The organism is Microbacterium schleiferi, assembly GCF_020781975.1.
GTDB lineage: Bacteria > Actinomycetota > Actinomycetes > Actinomycetales > Microbacteriaceae > Microbacterium.
In genome coordinates this window covers 116,706-131,424 of sequence record NZ_JAJGNI010000004.1, presented here as the reverse complement: position 1 = coordinate 131,424, position 14,719 = coordinate 116,706, and the positions used below count along the sequence as shown (strand labels likewise).

The following is a 14,719-nucleotide window of genomic DNA, read 5'->3' as shown; positions in this document are numbered from 1 at the left end:
GGCAGATTCGTGCATCCGCTGCGCATAAATGCGCCGCAGCTCCACATTTCCGCCGCAATCGCTCACCGGCTAGCACCCGACGGCGCGGCTGACAAGGGGCGGGCGGCCGCGACCGAGGTTGGTTACAGTCCCGTTCGACGGAACGTCGAAAGGAACACAGATGGCAACGCAGTCCGACACCGCGACCAAGACGAAGACCTCGGCATCCGGAGCGCCGCGCAATGCGCGAAAGGCAGCGAAGGGTGGCGCTGGAGCCAAACTCACCGACGAGCAGAACGCCGAGAGCGGCTTCCAGGCGTCGAAGCAGCTGAGCGAGAACCTGCAGCGAGTGCTCGTCGACCTTCTCGAGCTGTCGCTCCAGGGCAAGCAAGCGCACTGGAACGTCGTGGGCCGCAACTTCCGCGACACCCACCTGCAGCTCGACGAGATCATCGACGCGGCTCGTAGCCTCTCGGATGTCGTCGCCGAACGTATGCGTGCACTTCACGCTCTGCCCGACGGCCGTAGCGACACCATCGCCGAGACCACGTCACTCCCCGAGTTCCCGCACGGCGAGGTTGACACAGACGAGGTGGTCGACCTGATCACCGAACGTCTCGAAGCGGTGGTTGCGACCTGCCGTGAAGTGCATGACGACGTCGACGATGAGGATCCCACGAGCGCCGACATCCTGCACGAGGTTCTCGGTCAGATGGAACAGTTCGCCTGGATGGTCAGCGCCGAGCGCCGCACCCCCCAGGGCCGCTGACTCGGCGGAACACCTCAACCTCGAACGACGAAAGAGGCCCACAAGGGGCCTCTTTCGTCGTAGCAGGAGCGGGGCTCGAACCCGCGACCTCACGATTATGAGTCGTGCGCTCTCACCAACTGAGCTACCCTGCCGCACGGCATCCGTCGGTCACGAGATGGATGCTGCGAGCCCCGAGTCAGGATTGAACTGACGACCCCTTCCTTACCATGGAAGTGCTCTGCCACTGAGCTATCGGGGCGAAGCCCGGCGCGCGGGCAACTAGAAGAGAATATCAGAGCGCTGTCGTCGGAGAGAATCCGCTCCTGTGGTGATTACTGGTTGACGACAGCGGGGGCATCGGGCACGGTCACGACCGTCGATGCCACGTTGTGGGCCGCGAGCCAGGCCATCGGCTCTGTCGGGGTCTTGCCGTTCAGTAGAACTTCGAAGTGCAGGTGCGGACCCGTCGAGCGACCCGTGGTACCCACGGCTCCGACGACGTCGCCGAGCTTGATGACCTGACCCGGCTGAACGCGGAGCGAGCCGTACTGCATGTGCGCATAGTTCGTGGAAATAAGCTCGCCGTCCACGATGCTGTCGATGACGACGCGGACGCCGTAGGCACCTCCGGCCTCGGTAGCGATACGGACGATACCGTCGGCGACAGCGTGGATCTCAGCGCCCTGCCCACCGGGCGCGAAGTCGACTCCCTCGTGCATCCGGCCCCACCGCATGCCGTACGGAGAGCTGATCGGAACTCCGACCGTGAAGGGGTACTGCACGGCAGCCGCGGCGTTGTTTACGTACGTCGACGCGATCTCTCGCACGCCAGCCTCGACCGCGAGCTCAGCCATGGACACAGCCGAATAGCCTTCCTCACGGCTGAGAGCAGTGGTGGATGCTTCGGCTGGCGCAACGTACGCCTGAATGTCCTCTTCGGGCGTCGCGGTCGGTTCGACGTCGGCCAGCGCGACGATAGAGGCTGTGGGGCCTTCGCCGCCGCCGGCAGCTGCGACAGCCTCAACAGGCGTGGTCATGCCGACGGCGAGCAGTCCGACGATGCCCATGACGCCGACCGAGAACGATGTGGTTGCGAGCTTGCGCACGGATCCGAGGCGGGGACGACGGCGAGCCACATGATCGGGCTCAACGGCCTCGGACTCATCTGCGGGCGACGAATCCGCTGCCGCTGACGTCTCCCGCGCAAGCGTAGGTGTCTCCCCCGTAGCGCCGAACGTGCGCACGACTTCGTCGAAGAGGTCACCGTTGCCGCCGGCCGCCGGCGCAGCCGACTCATCGGCGAACGAGGGCTGCTCCGCAGCGGCCTGGTCGGACACTTCCGCTACCGTCGCGCCATCGTTGCCAGAAATGGCGGTGTCAGCATCGACAGAAGCGGGCGCTGCTGCAGCTTCCTCGGGAACGTCGCCGACCGAGACGAATCCGATCACCGCGTCAGATTCGACCGGCTCGGAAACCGGAGAGCTGGGGACGGCGCTAGCACGGCGCGCGCGACGTGTCAGCGGCGCGGCCGGCACAGTGACCTCCGCAGCGGCGGTCGCCTGCTCAGTCGGGCGGGGAGAATCGAGTCCGGCACCCGAAAGGGCGTCAGCTTCGGCATCCGTCAGCGGAACGTTGTGCGGCCTCGACCGCAGTCCTGCCGGCCTCGGAGCGAGCGAACCGGCCGACGTGTCGGGGCCCGCGGCTGCGGCTTGTGGATCGACTCGGCGTCCGCGGCGCAGGTCTGCGCGAGAAGAGCCCGATGCCTCCGACGCCTGCACAGGCGTGGGGGTTGTGCGACTGGAGCGGCGCGTTGGCGCTGCGTCAAGCGCAGGAATATCGGGGGTCACGGATCTCGCTCTCGGTCGTTCGGGTACGACGCGGGTGTTTCGAATGGTTCTCACCCTGCTCCGCGCGGATTTCACCGGTGCGCAAAGAAGGTAACGATACGGTAAACGCTACCCGCTCCCACCTGAGAAAGCCATGGGCGGCGCCCATTCTGCGGATTCCACAGTGGTATCCGCAGATCCGTTGTCAGGGTTGCGCGAGTGTAGACAGGCGCTCGAAGATCCCGGGAATCGCGGCGATCACCAGAACGCGACCGGTGTCGTCCGCCGGAAAAAGCTCGAAGCGTCCCCCAGCTTCGGTCACGATCAGGGCCGCCGCGGCGTGGTCCCAAGGCTTGAGCCCCCGCTCGAAGTACCCGTCGACCCGGCCGGCTGCTACCGAGCAGAGATCGATGGATGCCGCACCCATGCGGCGAATATCGCGAGCGATCGGCATCACGCGGGCAACGCGGCCCAGATCGCCCGCGTGGGTGGCGGGGTCGTACCCGAAACCCGTCGCCAGCAACGCGCCGGCGTCGGAAGCATCAGCCTCAACATGGAGCCGCCGCTCATCCAACCACGCCCCCGCGCCCCGGGCCGCGTGGAACATCTCATCCAGCGACGGCACGTACACGGCCGCGGCGAGAGCCGTCCACGACTCCGGGGCAGCGCTGCCTTGCACTGCTGCGATGCTCACGGCGTAGAACGGGATGCCGTACGCGTAATTGACGGTGCCGTCGATCGGGTCGACGACCCACGTGACGCCGCTGGATCCCGGGTCGGCTTCAGACTCCTCACCGAGAAAACCGTCAGCCGGTCGAAGCGCTCGCAGCCGCGAGCGGATCAGCGCTTCGACCTCGCGGTCGGCTTCCGTGACGATGTCGGCGAGGGCGGACTTGGTGGCCGCGATCGAGACGCCCTCGCTACGTCGCTGTCGCGCCAGATCTCCCGCTTCGCGAGCGAGGCCTACAGCGATACTTTCAAGTTCTCGCGGGTCGGGGTGGTTCACCTCTTCACGCTAGCGCCCGATCACGATTGCCGCGGCGGGTCCGCAGAGTCGTCGGCGGGTCCATCCGCGGCCGACTCCGCCACAGCGTCGGAACTCGTGTCCGAATCGACCGACACCGAAGATTCGGGGGCAGCGTCAGCGGCCGTCGACGCGGATGGTTCGGCTTCGGGAGTCGGCGCAGCAGCGCTCGGCGCGGGGGTCGGTGAGACCGGCGCGAAGATCTGAGCGCCGGGCGTCGGGCGCCCCGTGTAGTAGGCGTTCCAGTCGGGCGAACCATCGGGCAGCATCGGCAGGGGCGTGACGCCGTCGATGTACATCGGCCACGGAAGCAACTCTTGTTGAGTGCGCGCTGGCGCAGCGGGCGCGGGCGCCACCGAAGCAGCCGGCACCCCGCCCATCGGCCGGGGAGCGAAGAGCAGATTGAGCAGGGGCACCAGTGCCGTGCCGACCGCGGCGAGAATCACGACCGCCACGACCACGCGCCAGTAGAACTCCGTGAAGTAGATCCAGTCGCTGAAGACCAGGGGCGTCAGCAGCAGCAGTGCAAGCACCGCGACCAGCCCGACCGTGACGGGAGCAAGGATGCGGTTCATTGGCGTGATCTGACGCAACGCAGCCCGCAGGAAGAACCGCGCGTGGAGCAGAGCGAGCTGAAGCACGAGGACCACGAGGAGGAAGCGGAGGAACCGTTCGGGGCCGACGAAACCCCATTCGTAGAACGACCACGGCTCGGGCATCCAGATCAGGATGATTCCCGCAAGCAGTGCGACGACCCAGGTCGCGATGCTGGCGATGGCGAACCACGCCGGACGGCGCGGCGCGAGCCGAGCTTCCATGATCGCGATACCGGCGTAACCGGCGAACAGCAGCACGGTTACGAATGCGCGGAAGATGGAACCGGCCTGCGGGCCGACAAGCACCCAGACGACGCAGATGAGGGCCGCTGCGACGAGCGCGCCGACTGCGACCCAGATCGCCGCCCGGGCATAGGGCGACCGCGCAGCGAAGGATTGGTCGGGGGTTTCGGCAGCTGGCGGCGGCGACGGAACGTGCGGCGCTGGGGCGTCAGGCGACGGCGTGGTCATGAATCCTCCCGAGGATCGATGTCGCTGTCATCCTCGCACGCGAACCTCAGATCGAAACCCCCAATTCGCCTCAGTTGTGGACGCGCTGGCTGAGGGCGAGGGTTGGGAGGGGCACGATTTCTGAGAGCCCGTCACTCGCTGTAATATTGCTAGTCGCGCCTCCGGTCGACTGTACAAGCTGGGCGGGTGCGCACTTGGCAGGTTACCCAAGCGGCCAAAGGGATCTGACTGTAAATCAGCCGGCATAGCCTTCGGGGGTTCGAATCCCTCACCTGCCACTCATTGTTCAAGGGCTCTCGCGAAGCGGGGGCCCTTGAACAATTCTGGGCATTGCGGTCTCAGGTGCCGATGGGATCCATGTGGTCGTCGGCAAGTGCATCCGGGGTTCGCAGCAGGGCACCGTGGAAGCGGCAGGTCGCCGCGGCGATGTCCATTGCGGTGCCGAGCACGTCAGTCCACTCGTCCGCGGTCGTGGGGTCTTTCTGCACAATCCCGGCGACGAGGGCGGCGAGGGATGCATCCCCCGCGCCCATGGTGTCGGTCACCGCCCCGGGAAGGGACGAGACGGGCTTGGTCACTGTTGCCGGATCGGTGACCAGCGTCGCTCCTGCGGCACCCCGGGTGGCAAGAACGGTCGGCACGCCAAGCTCTCGCATCCGGGTGACCGCGGCATCCAGGTCCGTCTCGTAGAGGAGCGTCGCGTCGTCGTCACCGATCTTCACGACACCCGCCCCGTCGGCGAGCGCTTCGAACCCGCGGCGGAACTCGTCGAGGTCCTTCATCATGCCGGTGCGAGGGTTCGGGTCGATCACGAGGCGATCGGATGCCTCGCCCACAGCGTCGATGAGCGCCGCGGTCTGTTCGGCGTCGTCGAACGGGTAGCAGCTGACGGCGATGCGATCGGCATCCGCGATAGCAGCTCGCTGGGCTTCATCGAACGTGAGATGACGGGCCTGGGCCGCGTCGTTGAAAACGTAGGTCGGTTCACCGTCGACCCGCACGCTCACGGCTCGCGAGCTTCCGAGCGGTGAGGGAGAGGCGAGTAGTTGCACGCCGTAGTCGTCGAGGTAGGCCCGGATCTTGGCACCGGCCTCGTCGTCTCCGACCATGGCAATCAGCGTTGTCGGCACGCCCAGTCGCGACAGGCCAACAGCCACATTCAGTGCCGCTCCCCCGACGAACTCCTTCACGCCGGCGTCGTCGCGCAACTCGTCGATCAGCGCATCGCCGATCACTACCACCGAGCTCATGCCGGGGCCTCTCCGTTCTCGAGCACACGCGCGACGAACGCTTCGGTGCGGCGCCGTGTGCCATCAATTTTCAGGTCGACGCTACCGCGCATCTCACTGGGCGCGAGCGGCGCGGCCAGCCGCACGTTGTCGTGGCACGACAGGTCGGTGCAGATGTAGGTGCCGACGCTGTCACCGTGAGCGCCAGCGTCCCCGGCGCGTCGCGCGGTGAACAGTGAGACCTGGTTGCCGGGCTGCATCGTGTGGCACAGGTTGCACATCGCCGCTCGCGACCGCGACGAACTGTCGGATGCGCGAAGCACGACTCCCCGCGGCTCTCCATCGACTTCGGCAACGAGGTATCCGCGGCCCCGGAACTCGGGGTCGCGCCAGGCGAGAAAGTCGAAGTGATACCAGTCGGTCGTGCGTGCACTCAGCGGAACCTCGATAACGCGAAGCTCGTCGGGTGCAGCGTTGACGAACGACGCGCGAAGTTCCTCTTCGGTAAGCGGACGCATGCCACCTCCTCCCCCGACATCCTACGAAGGTGGCAGCTCACGGAGCAGGGTCTGATCAGTCTCCGGTCCATCCGAGTCGAGCTGCTACCGCGTCGGCCGCACGACGCGGGAAGTCCACCCAGCCGCGCTCGAGCCCACAGAGGATGTCGAACAGCGCCCGCGCCGCCGGCTCGACCTCCTGCGCGACGGCGCGCGCGATCTGCTCGGCCAGCTCCGGGAAGTCGGCTTCGAACCGACGTAGCGGATCGATCCGATCCCGCGTCGGTCCGCACCGGTCGGGAAACCGTCCACGGATCGTCCGCACAAGCAGCTGCACGGCCCAGGTCCTGACGAACTGCCCAGCCACGAGCACCTCTCCGCGGCGAGCGCGGCCGACACCGATGAGGATCTTCACGAGCACGAGTCGAGCGTCCTGGGCGGGATCGAAGCGGTCAGCGAGTGCTGCCCGCTCGCGCGCATCGTCGATGAGGTCGGTCACCGTGTCGGATTCGTCGTCCAGGGCTACCGTCGCGTCCCCGGCGACGGCGCCGGATAACTCGGATGCTTCGGCCACCGCAAACTCCATCACGTGGCCGTCGTCGTAGACGGCGACGAAGCCGATCTCACCCTCACGGGCCGTCAGCGCGAGCGAATCCGGGTCGGGAAGCCAGCCGAGGTCAGGGCGCAGGGCCTGGCCCCGACCCGGCGCGACGATGGCCAAGAAGTCGTGATCCGACCACTCATCACGGCGGTCACGGGCTTGGTCGGATGCCGATCCGAGCAGCGCGAGGCCGACGAGGTCGGGATGCCGCGCAACGCCGTCCACGAGCCCGCGACTGAGCTCGTCGAAACGCTCAGGCGTCGCCATCGCCCGATCCTTCCCGAGACTCCGGCACATCGACGCCCGGGAGGGCCCAGGCTGCAAACGTGGGGCCCGTCGACCGGATGCCGACACTGCCGTCCGCTGCGGCTGCCAGCGCCGCATCACCGAAGAGTGCCTCCGCACGTTCGGCGCCGAGCAGCGCTGCTGAAGGAAGCGTGACGTCGGCATCCGTCGTGGCTGCCAACACGAGGATTGATTCCTCAGCGCTCTCGCGCACGAACACCACCGCGTTCTGGTCGACGTGGACCCAGCGCAGACCCCCGGTCGCCAGGCCGGGATGCCGGCGCCGCAGCGCGATGAGCTGCCGGTAGAGGTCGAGGCGGGCGGCGACCTCGGGATCCGACTCGGTGCCCCACGGCATCGGGGTGCGGCTCGCTTCACCGTCGGCGCCGACGAGGCCGAACTCGTCGCCGGCAAACAGCACTGGCATCCCCGGCAGTGTCATCGACAGGCCGACGGCCAGCGGAATGGCCTCCGCCGGTGCGTTGGTTGCGAAGCGGGCGGTGTCGTGACTGTCGAGGGTCTGCATGTTTCCCAGCCGCACGCGCCACGGGATGCCCGCCGTGAACCGGGTGACGGCGCCGACGAACTGTCTCGCGTCATAGCGGGGGATGCCGCCGACCGGTTGCCCGAAGAACCACGGCTCGGTGCGCTCCTGCCCGTCGCCGGTGAGGTAGGGCGTCCCCGTCGGCTCGCACAGCCACGCCCACAGCGGCCTCGCGAAGGAGGGATAGGTCATCGCACCGTGCCAGCCGTCGCCGGTGAGGTCGCCGGATGCGTCGTTGGTGATCTCGGCGATGAGGATCGTGTCGGGATTCGTCTCGATCATCGTCTGCCGGGTGAGCTGCCGGACCTCGGCGTTCAGGTCGACATCTCCGAGCCGCCCCGTCATGTTGGCGACGTCGATCCGCCAGCCATCGAGCGAGAACGGGGGGTTGAGCCACTGCGCAACGACCGAATCCGGCCCTTCGACGAATCGGCGACGCAGCTCCGACGAGGCCCAGTTGAACTTCGGCAGGGTGGGGGTGCCCAGCCACGACTCGTAGCGGGTGCGCTCGGCATCCGTGAAGTAGTAGAACTCGCCCTCGGGCGCTTCGGGATTCCCGAGCGCCGCCTGGAACCACTCATGCCGGTCGCCGGAGTGGTTCGTGGTGAGGTCGCCGATGACACGGATGCCGCGCTCATGCGCAGCCTCAACGAGACGGATCAGCGCTTCGTCTCCGCCGAGGAGCGGGTCGACGCGCGTGAAACTCGACGCGTCGTAGCGGTGATTCGAGGCTGCCGGAAAGAAGGGGGTGAGGTAGAGCAGGTTCACGCCGAGGTCGGCGAGGTGGTCGAGGCGTTCACGGATGCCGTCCAGGTCACCACCGTAGAACTGTTGCGAACGGCCCGGCATGACGGGATCGACCGGCTCGTCCCATCTCGCGGGGATCGCCCAATCGGGGGTCGGATGCCGATCCGCGGCCTCCGAGCGGGCGAACCGGTCGGGGAAGACCTGATACATGACGGCGTCGTACATCCACTCCGGCGGGGCGGGGTGAGCGACCAGGGCGAAGTCGTCGGCGTCGCGGGTTTCGAGATCGGACAGGCCGGCCTGGTTGAGCCACTCCACGCGGCCGGACTCGTGGACGAGCAGCCAGCGGTAGCCGTGCCGGCGGTTACGCACGACGATCGGGGCCTCCCACCAGCTCCAGCCGTCGGCGGTCCTGAGTTCGGTCGCCTCAGTCCAGGCGGGTTCGTGGTCGGGATTGGAAAGAGTGCGTACTGCCCGCAGCGCGGGATAGTCGGCGGGAACACGCAGTCGAACGCGAACGAGCTCACCGAGCGCGGGCGTCTGGGTGGAGACGTGGAGGGGCGATCCGTCGTGGTGTGGCAGCAGGGTGGGCGTGGTCATGATCGGTCCGTTTCGAGAGGTCGGCGCGGTGCACCGTCGGTCGGGGAATCCTGGTTGCACGGCCGCGGCCATGACAGAGCCCTCAGATTGTTCTTCAGTTATGGAGTCGGGTTCTTGCGGGTCAGCGCCTCGAGCCGAGATGGATGGCGGCAGCGGCGCCCGGGTCCAGGGCGAACACAGCGATGCCACCGGAGACGGAGTACTCACTTCCGGCGCACCCGCCGTCGCCGGCGGCATCCGGTCCCCCGGTGATGACATCACAGTAGGCACCGTCGGGCATCGTCGTGGGGACCTCGATGCTCTGGATGTCGTCGCCGACGTTCACGGCGACGACGCCGCGACCTGCGCGCTCGAAACCGTAGGCGTCGCCGGAGTCGACTCCCGGCATCCGGGGCGCGTCCCCCGCCATCGCGCGGAACTCGAGCATGCCGCGGATCGCCGGCCAGCTCTGCACGCACGTGCGCTCACCGTCGGCGAGATCGGATACGGAGCCCGTCGTGTCCGCACAGCTCGCATCGAGGACGCGGCCGTCGGCATCCGTGGGTGCTCCGGCATCCCGGTCACTGAAGGCGTACCCCGAATAGAGGACGGGGGTGCCGTAGTCGTCGGCGAGCATGAGCGCGTTCGCGATGATGTAGAGCTGCGGATCGCGCGCTGTGACGTTCGCTTCGCCCCGCTCGGTGTCGTGATTGTCGACGAACACGATGGCCGCCTCCGAGGGAACCTGTTGCGGGCGGTCATCGGAGAGAACGGGATCCGAGAAGACCCCGTTCTCGAGGGGCGGGGTGAGCTCGCGGGCGTACGTGAATTCGAAGACCTCCCCGAATCCTTCGTACTCTTCAGGCGCGATCGGTTCACCGGCCCCGCGGATGACCTCGCTCATGATGCGGGTGCCCTGCGGCAGCTGCGAGACGATGGCCTCGACATCCGTCGCGGGAATGTGTTTGGCGGCGTCGATCCGGAATCCCGACACCCCGAGCGAGAGCAGATCCTGGAGGTAGGCGCCGATCGTCGCACGCACCGTGGGGCTCGCGGTGTCGAGATCCGCGAGGTTCACCAGTTCACAGTTCTGCACCTGCTCGCGGTTCTTATAGAGCTGGATGTCGTCGTTCGCTGTCAGCCCGCAGCGGTGGAAGTCGGACTCCGTGTACAGCCCCGGGTAGTCGTAGTGCGCGTACGCTGTGCCGGCGTACCCAGCGCCGGGTTCGTCCTGGCCGGTCATGTGGTTGATGACGGCATCCGCGATCACCTCGACACCGGCGGCGTTGCAGCGCTGCACCATGTCGGCGAACTCGTCCCGGGTTCCCAGGCGCGACTCGAGCTGGTAGCTCACGGGCTGGTACGACGCCCACCACTCGTCGGCGGCGATGTGCTCCTGCGCTGGCGAGAGCAGCACCCACGCGATCCCGGCGGGCGCGAGCGTTGTCTCACACTCCTTGGCCACAGAGGTCCACGGCAGCTGGAAGAGCTGGATGCCGACATCCGGTGCGGCAGGCTCGGGGACCTCGATCGAGGCCTGCGTGCAGCCGGCGAGCAGAAGCACCGCGGCCGAGACGGCGGCGACCACCGCCCCGGCGCGGGCGCGAAGGCCCGACATCCGTTACTTCACACTTCCCGCAGTCAGGCCCCCGACGATGTAACGCTGCAAAGCCAGGAACAGGGCGACCGGCAGGATGGCGGCCAGCACCGCACCGGCGGCGAACACCGACCAGTTCTTCGAGAACTCGTCCGAGATGAACTTGTACAGGCCGACGGCGAGCGTCTGCTTATCGGGATCGATCAGGATGACGCTCGCGAGCACGAATTCGCTCGAAGTCCCGATGAACGACAGCAGCCCGACCACCGCAAGGATCGGAGCGACCAGGCGCAGGATGATCGTGAAGAAGATCCGCGCGTGCCCCGCACCATCGATCTTCGCGGCCTCGTCGATCGACGACGGAACCGTGTTGAAGAACCCGTACATGAGATAGGTGTTCACCCCGAGCGCGCCGCCGAGATACACCATGATCAGCCCGATCTGGGAGTTCAGCCCGATCGCCGGGAAGATATCACCGATCGCCACCATCAGCAGGAAGATCGCGACGACGGCGAGCAGCTGCGGGAACATCTGCACCACCAGAAGCGTGGTGAGGCCCACGCGACGCCCCGTGAACCGCATGCGCGAGAAGGAATACGCCGCGAGCGCGCCGAGGAACACCGTTCCGGCCGCCGTGACGAGCCCGATCACGAGCGTGTTGACGAACCACGCGCCGTAGGGATGCTGGGCACTGGTGAACAGCGAGACATAGCTGTCGAGACTCAGGCGCTGGAAGAGGCCGTTGGCCGTCAGCAGCGTGCCGTTGGGGTTGAAGGATGCCGAGATGACGTACAGCAGCGGGAAGATCGCGAAGATCCCCACCAGGATGCCGATCAGGTGGCGCCATCCGGTCTCGCGGAAGTAGCGGCGGAACGGCCGTTTGGGCGCGGGGGCACCGCCGGGGACGCCGGCTCCCCCGCTGCCGCCGTCGCGGCTCGAGGTGATCTCGGTGTCTTCGTCGGCGACCTTCTCGAGAAGGCCCTTGGCGGCCGGGGCGCCGGGACGGAAGTCGCTCATGTCAGTTCAACTCCTCAAGTGCCTTGGTCTGTCGGAACGCGATGATCGAGATCGTGCCGACGATGAGGAAGATGATGATCGAGAACGCGCTCGCCAACCCGTAGTCGGCAGTCGAACCGACGAAGGCGACCTTGTAGACCATCGTGATCAGGATGTCGGTGGCGCCGACGTTGACGCCGGCTGTCGCATCCCGGGGCCCACCGCCGGTGAGCATATAGATGAGGCTGAAGTTGTTGAAGTTGTAGGCGAACGAGGCGATCAGCAGCGGTGCCACGGCAACCAGCAGCAGTGGGAACTTGATGCTGCGGAAGACCTGCCACGCGTTGGCCCCGTCGACCCGGGCAGCTTCCTGCAGGTCATCAGGGATTGACTGCAGCGCGCCCGTGCAGATGAGGAACATGTACGGGAATCCGAGCCAGAGATTCACCAGGATGATGCTGAACTTGGCCAGCCACTCGTTCGTGAGCCACGGGATGTCGGCGCCGCCGAACAGGACGACGTTGATGAAGCCGAACTCCTGGTTCATCATGCCCGCCCAGACGAGCGCCGAGAGGAACCCGGGGAACGCGTATGGGAGGATCATGAGGACCCGGTAGTACTTCTTGGACTTCATTCGCGGATCGTTGAAGACGATCGCGAGGAACAGTCCCAGCACAAAGGTCGTCGCCACCGAGAGGAAGGCGAAGACGAACGTCCAGATGAGTACCGAGAAGAACGGTCCGCGAATGGACTCTTCGGTGAAGGCGCGCGTGAAGTTGTCGAAGCCGACGAAGATCTGCCAGCCGGGAAGCAGTTCCGTGCCGTCCTCGGCGGTGAAGGCGCCGGTGCCGATGTCGTAGTAGACCGTGCCCGTCCGGGTGTCGGTCATCGTATCTGCCTGCTCGTCGTACACGAGCTTGGACAGGTAGACGTACGCGCTGGAGCCGTCGGGGGTGCGCAGCGACCCGTCGTTGGGGTCTTCGCTGATCTGCACCGCCATCGCGGCGATCTGCTGCTGGTTCGCGACGATGTCGGCGAACGTGAAGCTGTTGTAGCCGTCGAGACCGACAGCCTTGCCGCCGTCCATCTGGGCGTTCTCGACCGGCTCGAGCGGGTTCTCGTCATTTCCGATCTCGACGCCCCCGTCAGGGTCGGTGACCAGGAACGAGAGCTCCCCGAGCTGTTCAACGATCGTGAGCTTGTAGGCGGGGGAATCGGGCACCCGCTCCTGCGCTTGGAGGAGGAGCGCGTTGACGGCGGCGTCCTTGTCACTGTTGTGACCGGTGCCGTAGTTGGTGAAGGCGACGTAGGCGGTGTAGCCGGCCGCGAAGATCTGGAAGACGAAGAGGAAGATGAGCCCTGGAATCAGGTACTTCGCGGGCAGGTTTCCGCGGCTGAAGTAGATGTAGTTCGCGAAGCCCGTGATGAGCAGGATGACGACGATCGGCACCCACTGCTGGCTCTGCATGAGCACGAGCACGGAGTAGAGCGCGAGCGCGTCGATGATCGCCATCGCGACGATCTTCAGCAGCAGGACCTTCCAGCCGACGCCGGCAGTCTCGGCGATGCGGCGGGCGCGCTGTGAGCGCTTCTCACGCCGCGGGTCGATCGCGGGGTCGCGATTCTCGGTGGTCGGAGCAGACATCCTCATCCCTCTTCCTGAGCAGGGTACGAGGTGGGGTGGCGCTTACGCACCACCCCACCTGCGTGGATCGGATTACTCGATCGCTGCCTGGACGTCGGCCGCCATCTGCGTCCACAGCGCCGGCGCGTCGCCGCCGTTGATGATCGCAGCCTCGGTCACGCCCCAGTACTGCCAGACCGAGCCCATCTCGGGGATGCTCGGCATCGGCACGGCGTTGGCGCCGACCTGGCCGAACCCGGCGACCACGGGGTCGCTCGCTTCGACCTGGTCGAAAGCGGCCGTCAGCGCCGGGGCGCGGCCGCCGACCTCGTAGAGGGCAATCTGCACGTCTTCGCTACCGACGTAGTTGACGAGGAACTCGTTGGCAGCGAGGGTGTTCTCGCTCTCCGAGCTCAGGAAGAAGCCCTGCACGCCGGCGAACGGCTGAGCGTCCTGGCCACCGGCCGAGGGGATCGCGTCGACGGAGAAGTTGATCCCCGCCTCTTCGATCGCCGGGACGTTCCACGGGCCGGTCAGGAAGAACGGCGACTTGCCCGAGGTGAAGTTCTCCAGAGCGAGGTCACCGGTGATGTTGGTGTTCAGGATGCCGGCAGCACCCTGCTCGCCTAGCCAGTTCGCGAACTCGACGCCACCTTCGTTGCCGATCTGCAGGTCGTCGGCGTTGTAGCTGCCGTCGGCGTTCTGACCGAACACTGGCGCACCGAACGAGGTCTGGAAGGGGTACAGGTGGTACGGGTCGGCGGCTTCGGGGTCAAGGCCCACGAGGAAGGGGTACTCGGTACCGGCGGCCTGACCCTTGGCGATCATGTCGTTGTAGTCGGTTGCAGCCTCGGACACGAGATCCGTGTTGCGGATGAGGGCGATGTTTTCGATCGCGTAGGGAACGGCGTAGGTCTGGCCGTCGTAGGCCCAGGCGTTGATGGCGACATCCTCGAAGTCGCCCGCCTTGTCGCCGAGCTCGACCGGTGCCACGACACCGTTGGTCACGAGGGTTCCCAGCCAGTCGTGCGCGCCCACCGCGATGTCGGGGCCTTCACCGGTCGGAACCTGCTGGACGAACTGGTCGCGGATCTCGCCGAACTCCTTCTGGACGAGCGTGACCTCGACGCCGGTCTGCTCGGTGAAGTCGGCAGCCGCCGCCTCGAGCACGCCTGCACGGTCGGCGTCGACCCACACGGTGATGGAGCCGGACATGTCCGGCGCCGTGGTCTCGCCACTGTCTGAGCTGCCCGCGCAACCGGCGAGGGTCAGAGATGAAATCGCAGCGATCGCGCCCAGGGCGACGATGCTCCTCGTGTTCACCTTCATTGGTGTGTGCCTCTCTTGAGTGCTGATGTGATCGGCCGTCGCGA

The 14,719-nt window shown here is 66.6% G+C and carries 12 protein-coding genes and 3 tRNA genes; 2 read left to right on the top strand and 13 right to left on the bottom strand.

Features of this window, described 5'->3' with window-relative positions; genetic code table 11:
- The first annotated feature begins 160 nt into the window (after window positions 1-160).
- Entirely contained in the window at window positions 161-748 is a 588-nt protein-coding gene (locus tag LL236_RS06270; RefSeq protein WP_228177913.1) for a Dps family protein, read from the top strand.
- Between the two features lie 60 nt (window positions 749-808).
- Here the strand turns inward: LL236_RS06270 and LL236_RS06265 are convergent.
- From LL236_RS06265 to LL236_RS06245, 5 genes are all read right to left on the bottom strand, one after another.
- A tRNA-Met gene (locus LL236_RS06265) sits at window positions 809-882 on the bottom strand.
- Window positions 883-917: 35 nt separating this feature from the next.
- Window positions 918-989 (bottom strand) — tRNA-Thr (locus tag LL236_RS06260).
- A 73-nt stretch (window positions 990-1,062) separates the two neighbouring features.
- Entirely contained in the window at window positions 1,063-2,178 is a 1,116-nt protein-coding gene (locus tag LL236_RS06255; RefSeq protein WP_228177912.1) for a M23 family metallopeptidase, read from the bottom strand.
- A 583-nt stretch (window positions 2,179-2,761) separates the two neighbouring features.
- Window positions 2,762-3,562: an inositol monophosphatase family protein gene (locus LL236_RS06250; RefSeq protein WP_228177911.1), complete on the bottom strand. Its 801-nt coding sequence runs from the start codon at window positions 3,560-3,562 to the stop codon at window positions 2,762-2,764.
- A 20-nt stretch (window positions 3,563-3,582) separates the two neighbouring features.
- Entirely contained in the window at window positions 3,583-4,647 is a 1,065-nt protein-coding gene (locus LL236_RS06245) for a hypothetical protein (protein WP_228177910.1), read from the bottom strand.
- A gap of 196 nt (window positions 4,648-4,843) precedes the next feature.
- Between LL236_RS06245 and LL236_RS06240 the strand changes: the two genes are divergently transcribed.
- Window positions 4,844-4,925: transfer RNA gene (locus LL236_RS06240), tRNA-Tyr, on the top strand.
- A gap of 60 nt (window positions 4,926-4,985) precedes the next feature.
- Here the strand turns inward: LL236_RS06240 and LL236_RS06235 are convergent.
- From LL236_RS06235 to LL236_RS06200, 8 genes are all read right to left on the bottom strand, one after another.
- Window positions 4,986-5,897, bottom strand: a complete 912-nt coding sequence (locus tag LL236_RS06235) for a PfkB family carbohydrate kinase (RefSeq protein WP_228177909.1) — start codon at window positions 5,895-5,897, stop codon at window positions 4,986-4,988.
- Window positions 5,894-6,394 carry an FBP domain-containing protein gene (locus tag LL236_RS06230; RefSeq protein ID WP_228177908.1) on the bottom strand — a complete coding sequence of 167 codons (501 nt, stop codon included), beginning with the start codon at window positions 6,392-6,394 and terminating at the stop codon, window positions 5,894-5,896. The genes LL236_RS06235 and LL236_RS06230 overlap by 4 nt, the downstream gene beginning before the upstream one ends.
- Before the next feature lie 55 nt (window positions 6,395-6,449).
- Entirely contained in the window at window positions 6,450-7,241 is a 792-nt protein-coding gene (locus LL236_RS06225) for a hypothetical protein (protein WP_228177907.1), read from the bottom strand.
- Window positions 7,228-9,150: a glycoside hydrolase family 13 protein gene (locus tag LL236_RS06220; RefSeq protein ID WP_228177906.1), complete on the bottom strand. Its 1,923-nt coding sequence runs from the start codon at window positions 9,148-9,150 to the stop codon at window positions 7,228-7,230. The genes LL236_RS06225 and LL236_RS06220 overlap by 14 nt, the downstream gene beginning before the upstream one ends.
- Before the next feature lie 121 nt (window positions 9,151-9,271).
- Entirely contained in the window at window positions 9,272-10,747 is a 1,476-nt protein-coding gene (locus LL236_RS06215; RefSeq protein WP_228177905.1) for an alpha-amylase, read from the bottom strand.
- A gap of 3 nt (window positions 10,748-10,750) precedes the next feature.
- Window positions 10,751-11,743: a sugar ABC transporter permease gene (locus LL236_RS06210; protein ID WP_228177904.1), complete on the bottom strand. Its 993-nt coding sequence runs from the start codon at window positions 11,741-11,743 to the stop codon at window positions 10,751-10,753.
- Between the two features lies 1 nt (window position 11,744).
- The gene (locus tag LL236_RS06205) at window positions 11,745-13,367 is read right to left on the bottom strand and encodes an ABC transporter permease subunit (protein WP_228178032.1); all 1,623 of its coding nucleotides are present in this window, start codon (window positions 13,365-13,367) and stop codon (window positions 11,745-11,747) included.
- Window positions 13,368-13,439: 72 nt separating this feature from the next.
- On the bottom strand, window positions 13,440-14,675 hold the full coding sequence (locus LL236_RS06200; RefSeq protein WP_228177903.1) for a sugar ABC transporter substrate-binding protein: 1,236 nt from the start codon (window positions 14,673-14,675) through the stop codon (window positions 13,440-13,442).
- Between the last annotated feature and the right edge of the window lie 44 nt (window positions 14,676-14,719).

What these genes read in the sequence shown, in the direction of transcription:
- LL236_RS06215 (WP_228177905.1), bottom strand. Translation starts at nt 10,747, where the DNA reads ATGTCGGGCCTTCGCGCCCGCGCCGGGGCGGTGGTCGCCGCCGTCTCG.
- LL236_RS06235 (WP_228177909.1), bottom strand. Translation starts at nt 5,897, where the DNA reads ATGAGCTCGGTGGTAGTGATCGGCGATGCGCTGATCGACGAGTTGCGC.
- LL236_RS06220 (WP_228177906.1), bottom strand. Translation starts at nt 9,150, where the DNA reads ATGACCACGCCCACCCTGCTGCCACACCACGACGGATCGCCCCTCCAC.
- LL236_RS06205 (WP_228178032.1), bottom strand. Translation starts at nt 13,367, where the DNA reads ATGTCTGCTCCGACCACCGAGAATCGCGACCCCGCGATCGACCCGCGG.
- LL236_RS06270 (WP_228177913.1), top strand. Translation starts at nt 161, where the DNA reads ATGGCAACGCAGTCCGACACCGCGACCAAGACGAAGACCTCGGCATCC.
- LL236_RS06245 (WP_228177910.1), bottom strand. Translation starts at nt 4,647, where the DNA reads ATGACCACGCCGTCGCCTGACGCCCCAGCGCCGCACGTTCCGTCGCCG.
- LL236_RS06230 (WP_228177908.1), bottom strand. Translation starts at nt 6,394, where the DNA reads ATGCGTCCGCTTACCGAAGAGGAACTTCGCGCGTCGTTCGTCAACGCT.
- LL236_RS06200 (WP_228177903.1), bottom strand. Translation starts at nt 14,675, where the DNA reads ATGAAGGTGAACACGAGGAGCATCGTCGCCCTGGGCGCGATCGCTGCG.
- LL236_RS06210 (WP_228177904.1), bottom strand. Translation starts at nt 11,743, where the DNA reads ATGAGCGACTTCCGTCCCGGCGCCCCGGCCGCCAAGGGCCTTCTCGAG.
- LL236_RS06225 (WP_228177907.1), bottom strand. Translation starts at nt 7,241, where the DNA reads ATGGCGACGCCTGAGCGTTTCGACGAGCTCAGTCGCGGGCTCGTGGAC.